General features: G+C 36.3%; 10 protein-coding genes. 2 read left to right on the forward strand and 8 right to left on the reverse strand.

The annotated features are described in order from the left end of the window. Positions 1–79: 79 nt before the first annotated feature. Entirely contained in the window at positions 80–2746 is a 2667-nt protein-coding gene (mutS, locus tag prwr041_RS05795) for a DNA mismatch repair protein MutS (protein WP_207155385.1), read from the forward strand. A 91-nt stretch (positions 2747–2837) separates the two neighbouring features. Here the strand turns inward: mutS and lgt are convergent, their stop codons facing one another. From lgt to polA, 4 genes are all read right to left on the reverse strand, one after another. After that, complete coding sequence (lgt, locus tag prwr041_RS05800) at positions 2838–3701, reverse strand: prolipoprotein diacylglyceryl transferase (RefSeq protein ID WP_207155386.1); 864 nt, start codon at positions 3699–3701, stop codon at positions 2838–2840. A gap of 44 nt (positions 3702–3745) precedes the next feature. Further along, on the reverse strand, positions 3746–4849 hold the full coding sequence (gene ychF, locus prwr041_RS05805) for a redox-regulated ATPase YchF (protein WP_207155387.1): 1104 nt from the start codon (positions 4847–4849) through the stop codon (positions 3746–3748). A gap of 1111 nt (positions 4850–5960) precedes the next feature. Beyond that, a complete protein-coding gene (locus prwr041_RS05810; RefSeq protein WP_207155388.1) occupies positions 5961–6551 on the reverse strand; it encodes a hypothetical protein in 591 nt (196 codons plus the stop codon). A 790-nt stretch (positions 6552–7341) separates the two neighbouring features. Then, on the reverse strand, positions 7342–10104 hold the full coding sequence (polA, locus tag prwr041_RS05815; RefSeq protein ID WP_207155389.1) for a DNA polymerase I: 2763 nt from the start codon (positions 10102–10104) through the stop codon (positions 7342–7344). 86 nt (positions 10105–10190) lie between these two features. Here polA and prwr041_RS05820 point away from each other — a divergent pair, with 86 nt between their 5' ends. Then, positions 10191–11168, forward strand: coding sequence for a polyprenyl synthetase family protein (locus prwr041_RS05820; RefSeq protein WP_207155390.1), 978 nt, complete (start codon positions 10191–10193; stop codon positions 11166–11168). Positions 11169–11203: 35 nt separating this feature from the next. Here the strand turns inward: prwr041_RS05820 and deoC are convergent, their stop codons facing one another. From deoC to uvrC, 4 genes are all read right to left on the reverse strand, one after another. After that, positions 11204–12139, reverse strand: coding sequence for a deoxyribose-phosphate aldolase (deoC, locus tag prwr041_RS05825; RefSeq protein ID WP_207155391.1), 936 nt, complete (start codon positions 12137–12139; stop codon positions 11204–11206). A 42-nt stretch (positions 12140–12181) separates the two neighbouring features. Then, complete coding sequence (locus tag prwr041_RS05830) at positions 12182–12508, reverse strand: nucleotide pyrophosphohydrolase (RefSeq protein WP_207155392.1); 327 nt, start codon at positions 12506–12508, stop codon at positions 12182–12184. Positions 12509–12520: 12 nt separating this feature from the next. Then, a complete protein-coding gene (gene dtd, locus prwr041_RS05835) occupies positions 12521–12973 on the reverse strand; it encodes a D-aminoacyl-tRNA deacylase (RefSeq protein WP_207155393.1) in 453 nt (150 codons plus the stop codon). A gap of 209 nt (positions 12974–13182) precedes the next feature. Next, positions 13183–15018, reverse strand: a complete 1836-nt coding sequence (uvrC, locus tag prwr041_RS05840; protein WP_207155394.1) for an excinuclease ABC subunit UvrC — start codon at positions 15016–15018, stop codon at positions 13183–13185. Positions 15019–15102: the final 84 nt, after the last annotated feature.

A 15102-nucleotide genomic window follows, 5' to 3' on the forward strand; every position in this document is an offset into this window, starting at 1 on the left:
AAATCATAAAAATAAAGGATTTATTTTGCGTTTCGTCTTTATTTGCGTAATTTTGTAATTCAGACGAACTTTTAGATATATGGCTAAGGACGAAAAAGGACTTACGCCGATGATGAAACAGTTCTTTTCGCTAAAGGCAAAACATCCTGATGCGCTGATGCTGTTTCGTTGTGGCGATTTCTATGAAACATATTGTGATGATGCTGTCGAGGCAAGTAAAATCCTAGGTATTACGCTTACAAGGCGTAATAACGGTGGTGAAACTGGTTCTGCAGCAATGGCAGGATTCCCTCATCATGCATTGGATACCTATTTGCCGAAACTTATTCGCGCCGGAAAGCGTGTGGCTATTTGCGATCAGCTTGAAGATCCCAAAAAGAAGCGTGAGCAGATTAAGGGTAAGAAGGGATTGAGCGATATGGATAAGATGGTGAAACGTGGAATTACAGAACTTGTAACTCCAGGTGTAGCCATGAGTGACAATGTGCTGAACTATAAGGAAAACAACTTCCTTGCCGCTGTGCATTTCGGAAAGGCCTCTTGTGGTGTTAGTTTCCTGGACATTTCTACCGGTGAGTTTATCACGGGCGAAGGAACTTATGATTACGTTGAGAAGTTATTAGGTAATTTTATGCCAAAGGAAGTTCTCTATGACCGTAATTATAAGAAAGAATTTGAATGCTATTTCGGTAATAAGTTTTGTGTTTTTGAACTTGATGATTGGGTGTTTACAGAACAAAGTGCCAAACAGAAGCTTCTTAAACATTTCGGAACAAAGAGCCTTAAAGGTTTTGGAGTTGAACACTTAAAAAATGGTATTATAGCCAGTGGAGCTATTATGCAGTATCTTGAGATAACTCAGCATACTCATATTAGTCATATTACGTCTCTTTCACGAATAGAAGAGGAAAAGTATGTAAGGCTTGACCGTTTTACAATACGTTCTTTGGAGATTATTGCTCCAATGCAGGATGACGGAAGTTCGTTACTTGCTGTGATAGACCGTACTGTTACTCCAATGGGAGGGCGAATGCTGCGAAGATGGCTTGTATTTCCACTAAAAGAGGTTCATCCTATACAGGAACGCCTTGACATTGTGGAGTATTTCTTTAGAGAGCCTGAATTCAGACAGATTGTAGATGACCAATTGCATCGTGTAGGCGATTTGGAACGTATCATATCTAAGGTTGCCGTAGGACGTGTTTCTCCGCGTGAAGTCGTTCAACTAAAGAATGCTCTTGACGCTATTCGCCCAATAAAAACAGCTTGTCTTTATGCCAACAATGATGCGCTGAAACGCATCGGTGAACAGCTGAATCTTTGTGAAAGTATAAAAGACCGTATTGAAAAAGAAATACAACCAGATCCACCGCAGCTTGTAAACAAAGGCGATGTAATAGCTAGCGGATACAATGAGGAACTTGACGAATTGCGATCAATAAGCCGAAACGGTAAGGATTATCTATTGAAGATACAGGAAAAGGAGATCGAAGCCACTGGCATATCAAGTCTAAAAGTGGGATACAACAACGTTTTCGGATATTATCTTGAGGTAAGAAATACGTTTAAGGATAAAGTTCCTGAAGAGTGGATAAGAAAGCAGACGCTGGCTCAGGCAGAACGTTATATTACACAGGAATTGAAAGAATATGAGGAGAAAATTCTGGGTGCTGAAGAAAAGATATTGGCTCTTGAGACAAGATTGTTTAATGAGTTGATAGTTGATATGCAGGACTTTATTCCTCAGATACAGATAAACGCCAACTTGCTTGCTCATAACGACTGTCTTCTTAGTTTCGCTAAAATATCAGAGGAAAATCGCTATGTGCGCCCTGTTATTGATGACAGCGATGTAATAGATATTAAACAAGGAAGACACCCTGTGATTGAGACACAATTGCCTTTAGGCGAGAGTTATGTGCCAAATGACGTGTATCTTGATACTGAAAAACAACAGATAATGATGATTACTGGTCCTAATATGGCTGGTAAATCGGCTCTGTTGCGTCAAACTGCATTGATAGTACTCTTATCCCAAGTAGGATGCTTTGTGCCAGCAGAAAGCGCAAGAATAGGCTTAGTCGATAAAATCTTTACTAGGGTAGGAGCAAGCGATAATATTTCACTTGGTGAATCTACATTTATGGTTGAAATGACTGAGGCTGCCAATATCCTGAATAATGTTTCTTCTAAGAGTCTTGTCTTGTTTGATGAACTGGGGCGAGGAACAAGCACTTATGATGGTATAAGTATAGCTTGGGCTATTGTGGAATATCTGCACGAACATTCAAAAGCTCGTGCACGTACGCTTTTTGCAACTCACTATCATGAACTTAATGAGATGGAGAAGAACTTTTCTCGCATTAAGAATTATAATGTAAGCGTTAAGGAGGTTGATAACAAAGTTATATTCCTTCGCAAGTTAATGCGTGGAGGCAGTGAACATTCATTTGGTATTCATGTTGCCGAGATTGCTGGTATGCCACGTTCTATCGTGAAGCGCGCCAATGTGATATTAAAGGAATTAGAGGCTGATAATGCTGGAGTAGGGGGCGCAGGTAAGCCGAATACTGCAAAGATTGCGGAACACTCAGGCGATATGGAACTGAGCTTCTTCCAACTTGATGATCCTGTGTTGACTCAGATTCGTGATGAGATCTTAGGACTTGACGTTAATAACCTCACTCCTGTTGATGCCTTAAACAAACTGAATGATATCAAGAAGATATTAAGAGGCAAGGCATAGATTGCTTATCATATAAGAAAAAGTCCATTGACAAACGAGTTCTTCTCATTCAGTCAATGGACTTTTTTGTTTGATAATATCTTATTATAGCTTATTTCTTAGATCTGAACATACAATATATGCCCAATATTACGAAAGGTATGCTTAGAATCTGTCCCATGTTTATTAGCATTCCTGACTCAAAATTAACTTGAATATCTTTTGTGTATTCAATGAAGAAGCGGAATGTGAATATAAGAGTTATGCAGAGACCAAAATAAAAGCCTGTACCGACTTTTTTCTTTGCGACACGATAGAAGTACCATCCTACGAAAAAGAACACCGCATAAGCAATTGCTTCATATAATTGACCTGGATGGCGTGGGTACTTATCTACCTTTTCGAAGATGAAAGCCCATGGAACTGATGTAACTTTACCTATGATTTCACTGTTCATAAGGTTTCCCAATCTTATAAAACATGCTGTGATAGGCGTTGCAATAGCTATGTTATCAAGCACCTGCCACATTTTTACGCCAGTATTCTTGCAGTATAGCCATAGGGCGATCATCAGTCCAATTGTTCCACCGTGACTAGCCAGTCCTTCATAACCTGTGAACTTTATGGTACCATCGGTCATGAAGTGTATCGGTAGAAACATCTCAATGAAATGCTGACCTGAAGTAAGGAAATAATCAGGCTGATAGAATATGCAATGACCTAACCTGGCACCAATGAGAATACCAAGGAAACAGTAGATGAAGAGGGGATCAAAGACATTCTTCTCAACCTTTTTTCCGTTTACTGTCGTGGTGATTGTTGTTATGTTTTGGTTGTTGAACAACCATTTCACCATAAAATAGGCTCCGATAAGTCCGGCAAGCCAGCATAGTGAATACCAGCGTAGACCCCAATTGCCAATTTGAATGGCGTAAATATCGGGATTCCAGACGATGTAGTTTAATAATTGAACCATAATATCAGCTTATGATATCCTTGTCTTTTCAGACTTCGGATTGTTTATACGTTAAATCTAAAGTGCATGATGTCGCCATCCTGAACTTCGTATTCCTTACCTTCGACACCTAGTTTTCCTGCTTCACGTATGGCTGTTTCTGTGCCATATTTGATATAATCTTCATATTTGATCACCTCAGCGCGGATAAAACCTTTTTCAAAATCTGTGTGGATAACTCCGGCACACTGTGGGGCTTTCCAACCCTTGTGGTATGTCCAAGCCTTTACTTCCATTTCTCCAGCGGTGATGAAAGTCTGTAAATTAAGTAGTTGGTAAGCCTTCTTTATCAGTCGGTTTACACCACTTTCCTTCAATCCTAGTTCTTCAAGAAACATCTGTTTGTCTTCGTATGTTTCAAGGGATGCAATGTCTTCCTCTGTTTTTGCGGCAATAATCATTGCTTCAGCACCTTCATTTGCAGCAATTTCTTCAACTTGTTTTGAGTATTCGTTGCCATCTTTAGCACTAGTTTCGTCAACATTACAAACGTAGAGTACTGGCTTTGTGGTTAGAAGGAACAGGTCATGTGCAGCTTGTTGCTCATCTTTGCTTTCAAAGGTAGCCTCGCGTGCATTTTTGCCCTGTTCAAGGATTGCCTTGTATGTTTCAAGAACAGTGCAAAGCACCTTTGCGTCCTTATTGCCGGCAGCTGCAGCTTTTTGCTGTTTAGCCATTTGTGAGTCTATTGTTTCAAGGTCTTTCAACTGTAACTCTGTATCGATTATTCCTTTGTCTGATAATGGATCTACAGCCATTCCGCCCTCACGAACAATATTGTCGTCGTCAAAGCAACGGATAACATGTATAATGGCATCACATTCGCGGATGTTACCAAGGAATTTGTTTCCAAGGCCTTCACCTTTACTAGCTCCTTTTACAAGTCCAGCTATGTCAACAATTTCACATGTTGCTGGTACGATACGTCCTGGATGAATAATTTCCGCAAGTTTGGTGAGTCGCTCGTCTGGAACGGTGATTACACCAAGATTTGGTTCAATAGTACAGAAAGGAAAGTTTGCTGACTGTGCCTTAGCACTAGACAGACAGTTAAATAAAGTAGACTTACCTACGTTTGGTAAACCTACAATACCACATTTTAATGCCATATTCTTTAAACGTTTAAATGAGCCAATCTTCCCTTCGATCGGCTATTACTTTTTATTTGTTTGCAAAATTACACAAAATATCATAAAGGTAAAAGTAAAAAGGGATTTTTAAGGATAAAAAGGGAAAATAAGTAATAAAACATCCTTATCGCATGGTTGTGGATGTGGAAACACATCATGACTACATGTATTTTGTTTATTTCATAATTGGGCGTTGTTGTTCATATTGCTATCTAATGAATCATTATGTTCTATCATAGTCAATAAAAAAATATTTTTTTGATTTTTTAATGCCATTTCCTACATGATTTTGCGAAACGCATTGTCATACAATATGTTAGCTAATGTAGGAGAGTCCGTTCTTATACATTTTAGGGAGTGATTAGGCCCTAATCACTCTATTGTCCTACATGCTTTGCATAGTGATTAGGGTCTAATCACTCAAAGGCGCACCGAAAAAGGTGATTTTATTTTTGCTGTGCTTTGTATATTTTGGCGATAATAGAATTGATTATCATTATAGTTTCTGCAATATCTTACTGACTAGGTTGATATATAGAAATGTTTTATGAAACAGTTTAGTTTAAAAATTTTATTTATAAATAGAAATGAAATTCTTTTTTTCTTTATTTCTATGAATGACTTCACTGTGATTTGCTTTACTGCTGAGGACATGGAGTATTGGGCAACATAAGAAGCGTCTTTAGTCTTGCAATATGATCAAAATCCTTTGTTTTAGGTACAAATACGTGTTTATAGTGTAGGAATCATGTAGGAAAGGTGTAGGATAAGGCACTCATATACATGGTGTAAGATGCTGACTAATAGCTATTTAAGTAAAAAATGTATATAGTGTAGGTTGTTTTTCTTTTTTTTCTGGATTCTTTGTAAATTTATGGTGTGGAATCCTCCAGAAATGGCTTTGTGTCTAGGTTGTTTATATATTTGTATAGCATACATTTACAAGTTAGTAATGTTAAATGCTTCTTCTTGAAAACCTTACTGGGGTGGCAGACATGTTCCTACCATAACTTACGTTTTGGTAGGCTGTCATGTCTCCGTTGTCAATAAAAACTATATTAAACTAATCATAATTGTTGCTTGATACAGTTTAATTCACATTATCACTTGTTTTGTTATCTTTTTGGATGTTCATATTTAGAATATTCTTATTCAGTTCAGCTTGCTTCATACTGATTAATATCATTTTTTCATTCAGTTTTAACTTTTTGTCATGAATTATACTTTCTATATCCATGTCAATTTTGTCTTTAGATAAAAATGTATTAAACAACTTATTAAACCTCTTAGTTTTCATAGATTTATATAAATCTAATGCCATTAGTGGATTAGCTTTAATCATGTCAACAGAATCTTTGCTAAGATGAAAATTTTTCTCTTGTGGAGTTAAATCAGCAGTGATATCATGTTTTCCGGCAAATTCTATTATTGCTGTCACTATTTGTTTTTTTGCATCTTTTATTTCTGGTGAAACGGAGTCTGTCTTTGTCAGTGAAGAAAATTCTCGAATTTTTTGAAAAGCATTAGCTTCCTTTTCATTTAGAATTTCTAAATCAGCAATCACTGATTTATCAAAAGAATTCTTTTCTTTTGAAGTTAGTTTAGATGAACACCCACAAGTAAATGTGGATAACATACATGTACACACGAGTACAATAGTGGTAAGTAAATGATTTTTCATGGAAATGTGTTTATATATTAATTATAATGTATTAGCCATAATACCTCACTAATTATAGCGATAAGGCCGAATGCTAATGATAAATAGTCTTTCTTGCTATCTCTTTTTATGATAGTATATATTATAAAGGAAGTCATAATAATAAACGATGTAATAGTTAGCCATACATTTTTACAGATAATCTTATTATAATATTCCTGTACAAAGTAAAATAACACAAATAGTAAGTTTACGGTGTTTTTATTTATTCTAATACAGTTCATATAATTATCATGTATATTTTAATTATAAAAGACTACCCAGAATGTTTGTGATACAATAGCTAATAGTCCTATTCCTACAGCCCAATAGTCTCTTTTGCACTCTATTTTTACAATAGTGTATATTAGATAGGAAATTAATATTAGAAATGTAATGATAGTTAACCATACGTTTTTACAGATACTTTTCAAAAAAAATTCTTGACCTAGATAATAGAAAACAAATAATGCGTTTATTGTGTATTTGTCCATAATGATTAATTTTAGTTTAGATTAAAAATATTATGCTTGATTATCAAGATTTATAGTGCATGGTAACCTCGCGATTTGTTTCTTGGTATTATTAATTTGCAAAGTTATGCAAAAATTATATTTAATAGATAGTTTCTTTGTTTCATAAATTTTGCGTTATGTAACAAAACAAGGTTATGAAACAGATTATGCAAACAAGACAGACGAAACGTACGATTTAAATAATTAATGTTCGTACGTTTCGTCTGTCTTCTCAATATGTTTGATAGAGCATTATATTAATGCGCCTCAAGCCAGTTTTTGCCCCATCCTGCATCGGCGATAAGTGGAACGTTGAGGTTGTATGCTCCCTGCATTTCTTCTAAAACTATTTTCTCAACAATCCTTTTTTCATCAGGATATACAGAGAAGTTAAGTTCATCGTGAACCTGAAGTATCATTTTGCTTCGTATGTTCTCTTTCTTGAAACGTTTCCATATGCGAATCATCGCGATTTTTATTATATCGGCTTCGCTACCCTGAATAGGAGCGTTGATGGCATTGCGTTCTGCAAATCCTCTTACGGTGCCATTTTTTGAATTGATATCAGGCAGATATCTGCGACGGCCAAAGATAGTTTCTGCATATCCTTTTGCACGGGCTACTTCTTTTGCTTTCTCCATATATTCTTTAACCATTGGGAAAGTCTTGAAATAACCATCAATGAGTTCTCGTGCCTCATGATTGTCAATATTCATTCGCTGAGCCAAACCGTAAGTTGTTATGCCATATATGATACCGAAATTGGCTTGCTTTGCTTTCTTTCGTTCTTCTGGCGATACCTCATTTACGTCTTTGTGCCAAATCTTTGCGGCTGTGGCTGCATGTATGTCAAAGCCCTCTCGAAAAGCCTCTGTCATATTTTTGTCTTTACTCAAATGCGCCATTATTCTTAACTCAATCTGAGAATAGTCAGCAGAAAAGAATAAACATCCTGGTTCTGGAATAAAGCATTTGCGTATTTCTTTTCCATCTTCACTCCTTACAGGAATATTTTGCAAGTTTGGATCACTTGACGATAGGCGACCTGTAGCTGTAAGTGCCTGATTGAAAGAAGTATGTATGTGCCCAGTACGTTTATTAATAAGCTTTGGAAGTGCATCAATGTATGTACCGAGAAGTTTTTTTAATCCACGGTAGTTAAGAATATCTTCTATAATAGGACTTTTACCTTTCAGTGATTGCAGTACTTCTTCGCTAGTCACGTATTGTCCCGTCTTTGTCTTTTTAGGTTTCTCCAATATGTGCATTTTTCCAAAGAGAATGTCACCAACTTGCTTTGGACTTGATATATTGAAAGTTTCGCCAGCTTCTTCGTATATCGTTTGTTCCAATTGCTTCATGCGATTAGTGAAAATCTCTGATGTCTCTTTTAATGCTTCTGTGTCAAGACATACTCCGTTGAGTTCCATATCAGCAAGAACGCGAATAAGAGGCATTTCTATATTCCAAAATAAATCCTCAACATTGTTCTCTTTAAGTTGGGGTTCGAGTACATTTCTGAGTTGCAACGTAATGTCGGCATCTTCGGCAGCATACTCATAGACATCTTTTGGGTCTAGGTCGCGCATTGACTTTTGATTTTTACCTTTCTCGCCGATCAGTTCCTCGATATGTATGGTCTTATATCCAAGAAGAGTTTCTGCCATGAAATCCATGTTATGATGAATTTCTGGTTGGATAACATAGTGGGCAAGCATGGTGTCGAAAATCTTACCTTGAAGAGTTACTCCATATTTTTTAAGAACTTCATAATCGTACTTTATATTTTGACCGATTTTCAGAATATTCTCGTCTTCATACACTGATTTGAATATATTAACATATTCCAACGCTTCTTTACGATTTGACGGAATAGCAACATAGAATGCTTTTTTTTCTTCAACAGAAAAGCATAAACCAACCAATTCTGCGTCTATTGTGTTGGTTGATGTAGTTTCTGTATCTAGACTTAATATATATTTTGTCCTAAAAAACTCACAAAGTCTTTTAGCATCATCTTGATTATCAATAAGTTTATATTCGTGAGCTATTGTTTTAAGGCTTTCAAAATTTTGATTTTCAAAAGTTTCTTTACTCTCGCTCGGATTTTCTGCGAACAAATCAAGCTCTTGATTAACAGAAATTGGCTTTTGTTCATTCTTGTTTAGAATTTTATTTGCGAGAGACTTAAATTCAAGTTCATTGAAAATTGAGCGCAATTTTTCTTCATCCGGATTTTGAAGTTTTAATTCTTCAAGATTTAATTCTGTTGGCACATCAATTTTTATCGTTGCAAGGAATTTCGACATTTTAATATCTTCAATTGCGCTTTCTACTTTTTCGCGCATTTTTCCTTTAAGTCGATCTGTATGTGCAATGAGTTCTTCTGTTGATCCAAATTCATTGATTAGTTTAGCAGCTGTTTTTTCTCCAACTCCAGGACAACCAGGAAAATTATCTGCTGAGTCACCCATTAATGCAAGTAAATCAATTACTTGGTGTGGAGTAGGGATACCATATTTCTCTTGAACTTCCTTTTCGCCAATTATATCATATCCTCCACCATGTCTTGGACGATACATGAAAACATTGCTGCGGATTAGTTGCCCGTAGTCTTTATCAGGTGTTAGCATGTAGGTTTCAACACCAGCTTTTCCAGATTTTAAAGCAAGTGTTCCAATCACGTCGTCGGCTTCATATCCGTCTACCTGTAGAATAGGGATGTTAAAGGCGCTAAGAATATCTTTTATAATAGGAACACTACGTGTAATATCTTCAGGAGTTTCCTCACGTTGTGCCTTATACTGTGGAAAAGCTTCGTGACGAAATGTTTTTCCATGATCGAAAGCTACACCTAAATAGGTAGGGTTTTCTTTGGTTATTATCTCGTTTAGAGTATTTACAAAACCAAGAATTGCTGACGTGTTGAGTCCCTTCGAATTTATTCTTGGATTACGTATTAGTGCATAGTATGATCTGAATATTAGCGCATAAGCGTCTAAAAGAAATAATTTTTCCATAATTATGATATATTTGGCGTAAAATTACTAAAAAATTGTCAGTAATCCCGTAAAAATGAGTATTTTTGTATCAAATTACGGAAAGAATGGATTATTTATCTCTTATCAAACAGCCTATTGTAGAAGAACTCAACGATTTTATACAATTCTTTAATAAGTCGTTGGATCATGATAATGGACTACTTTCTCAGGCTCTTAATCATATCAAGCAGCGTGCGGGTAAACGTATGCGGCCAATGCTTATATTGCTTATTGCCAAGAACTTCGGTAAAGTATCTGATACAACTCTGCATGCAGCTGTTGGCCTTGAATTGCTTCATACAGCAAGTCTAGTTCATGATGATGTTGTTGATGAAAGTGCTGAAAGGAGAGGGCAGAAGAGTGTTAATGCCCTTTATGATAATAAAGTATCTGTGCTTGTTGGTGATTTTATTCTTTCTACAGCTTTGCTTAATGTATCTTATACTCATTCTGAGATTATTGTAAGATATCTTGCAGAATTAGGTCGTACTCTTTCTGACGGTGAGATATTGCAGTTGAGTAATATACAGAATGCAGATATTTCTGAAGATGCTTACTATGAGATAATTAAGGGAAAAACTGCTGCTCTTTTCGAGGCTTGTGCTGCTATAGGTGCAGAGAGTGTAGGTGCGTCAAAAGAAGACGTTTTGGCAGCAAAGAAATTTGGACAAAACATTGGTATTATCTTCCAGATTAGGGATGATATTTTTGACTATTATAACTCTGATGAGATTGGCAAACCAACAGGAAATGATATGATTGATGGTAAGCTGACCCTGCCAGCTATTTATGCATTGAACTCAACAAACAATGAGGAAATGATAGCAATAGCACGTAAGATTAAGGCCCATCAAATAAGCTCAGACGAAATAGCACGATTGGTTGATTTTACCAAGCAAAACGGTGGCATTGATTATGCAGAGAAGCGCATGTGGGACTTTCATTCAGAATGTATGAGTTTCCTTGAAAGTAGAGTTGCTGATGAGGAAATAAGGAAGTCGTTGACAGCTTATGTTGATTACGTTATAAAAAGGAAATTATAAAAAAAGCCTCTCAATTGAGAGGCTTTTTATTTTATCTAGAAGAAATTTACTTCTTTTCCTGTGATCTCACTAATAAGTAGATTTGTGAGACGACTTGTTCCCATACGGAACCATTTGTTTGTAAGCCATTGCTCGCCAAGAACCTCCTTTACTATTGTGTAGTAGGTTATTGCGTCCATTACGGTGTTTATGCCACCTGCAGGCTTGAGACCTATTTGGATTCCTGTTTCGTCGTAGTACTCTTTTATAGCTTGGCACATTACATAGGCTGCTTCAGGTGTTGCACTTATCTTTTCTTTGCCTGTAGATGTCTTAATATAGTCGGCACCAGCATACATTGATAGGATAGAGGCAATCTTTATATTACTGCAATTCTTAAGGTCGCCTGTTTCAAGTATTACCTTCATAGGGATATCACCGCAGGCTTGTTTCATTTCGTTGATATCGTCGCAAACGCTTTCGTAATCACCACTTAGAAACTTTCCTACAGGCATAACGATGTCTATCTCTGTTGCTCCGTCAACGATCGCAAGTTGGGTTTCTGCTATCTTAACTTCCATTCTGCTCTGTGATGAAGGGAAATTACCACATACGTTGGTTATTTCCACACCGTCAATTTCAAGTGAATTACTTACTAATTCAGTGAAAGCAGGGAATACACATATTGTTGCAACATGAGGAAGGTCTGGATACTCACTCTCAAATCTGTTTACAGACTCTGTAAGAGCAAGAATTTCCTCTTCTGTGTCTGTTGTGTGAAGCGATGTTAGTTCAACGCTTCCAAGCAGAAACTTTTTAACATCAAGAGTGTCATTTTGAGGTACTTTTTCTTCAATTATCTTCTTTACGGCAGCTTTTACTTCAGCGTCGTCAATATTTGTATTATACTTACTAAGAGCTTCTTCGTATTTGCTCTGATCTTTCTTGACATTTAAACTATTCTTGTCAAGATTTGATGTAACTTCTGTCATAACGTTGTCTTTTATGTTTATAACTATTTTATAATCAATGTTTTATGCTTTTAGTTTCGGATTGTCAAGATGTCTCTTGACATCTCTTTTGGTTTTCTTCTCGAAACTCTTTTGCAGTTCTTCTGTAATGTCAGTTCCTGTTTGGTTAGCTAGACATATTAGTACCCACATTATGTCGGCAATCTCTTCTCCAACGTTAGCTTTTTCGCCTTCCTTAAAACTCTGGTCACCATATTTCCTAGCTATAACCCTAGCTAATTCTCCTACTTCTTCGGTAAGGCAAGCCATGTTAGTAAGTTCACTGAAATATCTAACTCCGTATGTCTTTATCCACTGGTCTACAGCTTCTTGTGCTTCTTTTATTGTCATATTTATCTATGGTTATTCTTTATTATGAGTGTCCATAAATATTGTTACTGGACCATCATTTAATAATTCTACCTTCATGTCTGCTCCGAATTCACCTGTGCCGACTTGTCTTCCTAATGCGGTGGATAGCTTTTGGCAGAATTCCTCGTAGAGTGGGATGGAAATGTCGTGACAAGCTGCTCTAAGCCATGATGGGCGATTGCCTTTCTTATAGCTAGCAAATAGCGTGAACTGGCTTATCACCAATATGTCTCCTTCAACGTCTATTATAGAGCGATTCATAACTCCATTATCATCGTCAAATACCCTAAGTCCTATCACTTTTTTTACCAGCCAGTCAACGTCTTCTGATGAGTCTCTTTCCTCTATTCCGAGTAATATCATATACCCTGTTTTTATAGCTGATTTCGTGTTGCCTTCTATTGTTACTGATGCATGACTAACACGTTGAATAATGATTCTCATAATGCAAAGATACTTTATATTTTCTATTCTACCAAATTATTGTTTAGTATCGGATATTTAGTTCTCTTTTTAAACGAATAATTGTAGATATATTTCTTAATGTATTTCTAATATATATGGTTAAGTGTTTGTCTATCAGCGACTTGTAAATTTAAGCGTGATGTATGTGATACTTCTTTTAGATGAGTTTATTGTTATTAACTATCAATTTACATCTGCTTATTGAAGTGGTCCTGTAATATTTTTGTTTTTGCGTTACCAAGTACTTCTTCCAAAGTCTCTGCGTTGCTTTCTTTTATAGCTTTTACAGTCTTGAAACGCTTTAAAAGAGCTTCTTTAGCCTTTGGCCCTATTCCTTTAATGTCGTCTAGTTCACTGTGTAGAGCATGCTTGGAACGCTTGTCGCGATGAAAGGTAATTGCGTATCTGTGTACTTCATCTTGTATCTGCGTAAGCAACTTAAATAGTTCACTTTTTACGTCTATACCTATAGTTTGAGGAGGGTATCCGAATAGTAATTCGTTAGTGCGGTGGCGATCATCTTTGGCTAGTCCGGCAATAGGTATATCTAGATGTAATTGGTCTACTATGACCTCTCTTACAACATCCATCTGACCTTTTCCTCCATCAGTTATAATAAGGTCTGGCAGTGGTGTTTTTTCTTCTACCATTCTGCTGTATCTGCGTCTTACGACCTCTTGCATAGAAGCATAATCATCTGGTCCAATTACCGTCTTTATATTGTATTTTCTATAATCTTTTCTTGAAGGTTTCATACCCTTGTAAACGATACATCCTGCAACAGCATCAGTTCCTGATATATTTGAATTATCAAAACATTCAATCTGATAGGGTAGTTTCTCAAGCTTAAGCTTATTTTGCAGTTCTTTCATTAGCCTTGTTTGCTTCTGCTCTGGATTAAGTTTCTCGGCTTGTTTCAGTCTATCAAACTTATATTGTTTTCCATTCATTTCTGATAATTCTAGCAGATGCTTCTTATCTCCGCGCTGCGGAACAAAGAATTCTGCATCTTTAATCTTCCATTCCATTTCAAATGGGACTATTATTTCTTTCGCCTTGCTCTTAAATCTTTCCCTGATATCTGGGATAGCCGTTATAAGTAGTTCCTCATCCGTTTCTTCAAGTTTTCGCTTATACTCATACGTAAAACTTTGATTTATTGTTCCGTTCTTTACATGTATATAGTTTATAAAAGCATTTTTGCGATCTTCATTGTCTACGATTGTAAATACGTCTACGTTATCTATCGTGTAGCTAACAACCTCACTTTTCGCAACAAATTCATTAAGAAGGTTGAGCTTCTTCTTTAAATCATCTGCTATTTCGAATTTCAATAGTTCGGCATTTTTCATCATTAGGTCGTATAGCCTTTTTCCTACAGCTCTTGTGTTGCCTTTTAAAATTTCACGAGCTTGATTCATGTTCTCCTGATACTCTTCGTAGCTTTGCTTGTTTATGCAAGGGGCATTACAGTTGTGGATGTGATATTCCAAGCAAGGACGATATTTGCCAAGGTCTATTCCTTCACGTGTAATAGGTTGTCTGCATGTACGAGGTTTATATAATCTTTTTATTATGTCAAGCACTGCGTACATACTTGATATGTGCGGATATGGCCCATAAAACGTTCCAAAGTGCTTATTTATAGTTCTTGTTTTGAAAATCCGAGGAAAATATTCATTGGTTACGCAAATACTAGGATATGTCTTGCCATCTTTAAGCAAAACATTATATCTTGGATTATATTTCTTTATAAGGCTGTTTTCTAGTAATAAGGCATCTTCTTCTGTGTTTACAACAGTATAGCTGATATCTCTTATCTTCGAAACAAGTACTTTAGTTTTAAAACGGTCAACTTCTTTATGGAAATAAGACGAAACGCGTCTTTTTAGAGACTTTGCTTTGCCTACATATATAATAGTGTGGCTATCATCATAGAACTGATAGCTTCCTGGCTTCTCTGGCATGTTCAATACTATACCTTTAAGATAAGCTAATCTTTGCTCGTTTTCTTCTTTGTTCATGTTCTGAATCCCGTTAGTTTAAAGGTGTTTTGAAAGTTTTTGTTTCACGTGAAACTGATTGCGAAAATGGGCTTGAGAAGAAAT

The organism is Prevotella herbatica (assembly GCF_017347605.1).
GTDB classification, from domain to species: Bacteria; Bacteroidota; Bacteroidia; order Bacteroidales; family Bacteroidaceae; genus Prevotella; species Prevotella herbatica.

Bases quoted from the DNA above. Each gene is read 5' to 3' on its own strand.
- mutS (WP_207155385.1), top strand. From the start codon at position 80: ATGGCTAAGGACGAAAAAGGACTTACGCCGATGATGAAACAGTTCTTT.
- lgt (WP_207155386.1), bottom strand. From the start codon at position 3,701: ATGGTTCAATTATTAAACTACATCGTCTGGAATCCCGATATTTACGCC.
- ychF (WP_207155387.1), bottom strand. From the start codon at position 4,849: ATGGCATTAAAATGTGGTATTGTAGGTTTACCAAACGTAGGTAAGTCT.
- prwr041_RS05810 (WP_207155388.1), bottom strand. From the start codon at position 6,551: ATGAAAAATCATTTACTTACCACTATTGTACTCGTGTGTACATGTATG.
- polA (WP_207155389.1), bottom strand. From the start codon at position 10,104: ATGGAAAAATTATTTCTTTTAGACGCTTATGCGCTAATATTCAGATCA.
- prwr041_RS05820 (WP_207155390.1), top strand. From the start codon at position 10,191: ATGGATTATTTATCTCTTATCAAACAGCCTATTGTAGAAGAACTCAAC.
- deoC (WP_207155391.1), bottom strand. From the start codon at position 12,139: ATGACAGAAGTTACATCAAATCTTGACAAGAATAGTTTAAATGTCAAG.
- prwr041_RS05830 (WP_207155392.1), bottom strand. From the start codon at position 12,508: ATGACAATAAAAGAAGCACAAGAAGCTGTAGACCAGTGGATAAAGACA.
- dtd (WP_207155393.1), bottom strand. From the start codon at position 12,973: ATGAGAATCATTATTCAACGTGTTAGTCATGCATCAGTAACAATAGAA.
- uvrC (WP_207155394.1), bottom strand. From the start codon at position 15,018: ATGAACAAAGAAGAAAACGAGCAAAGATTAGCTTATCTTAAAGGTATA.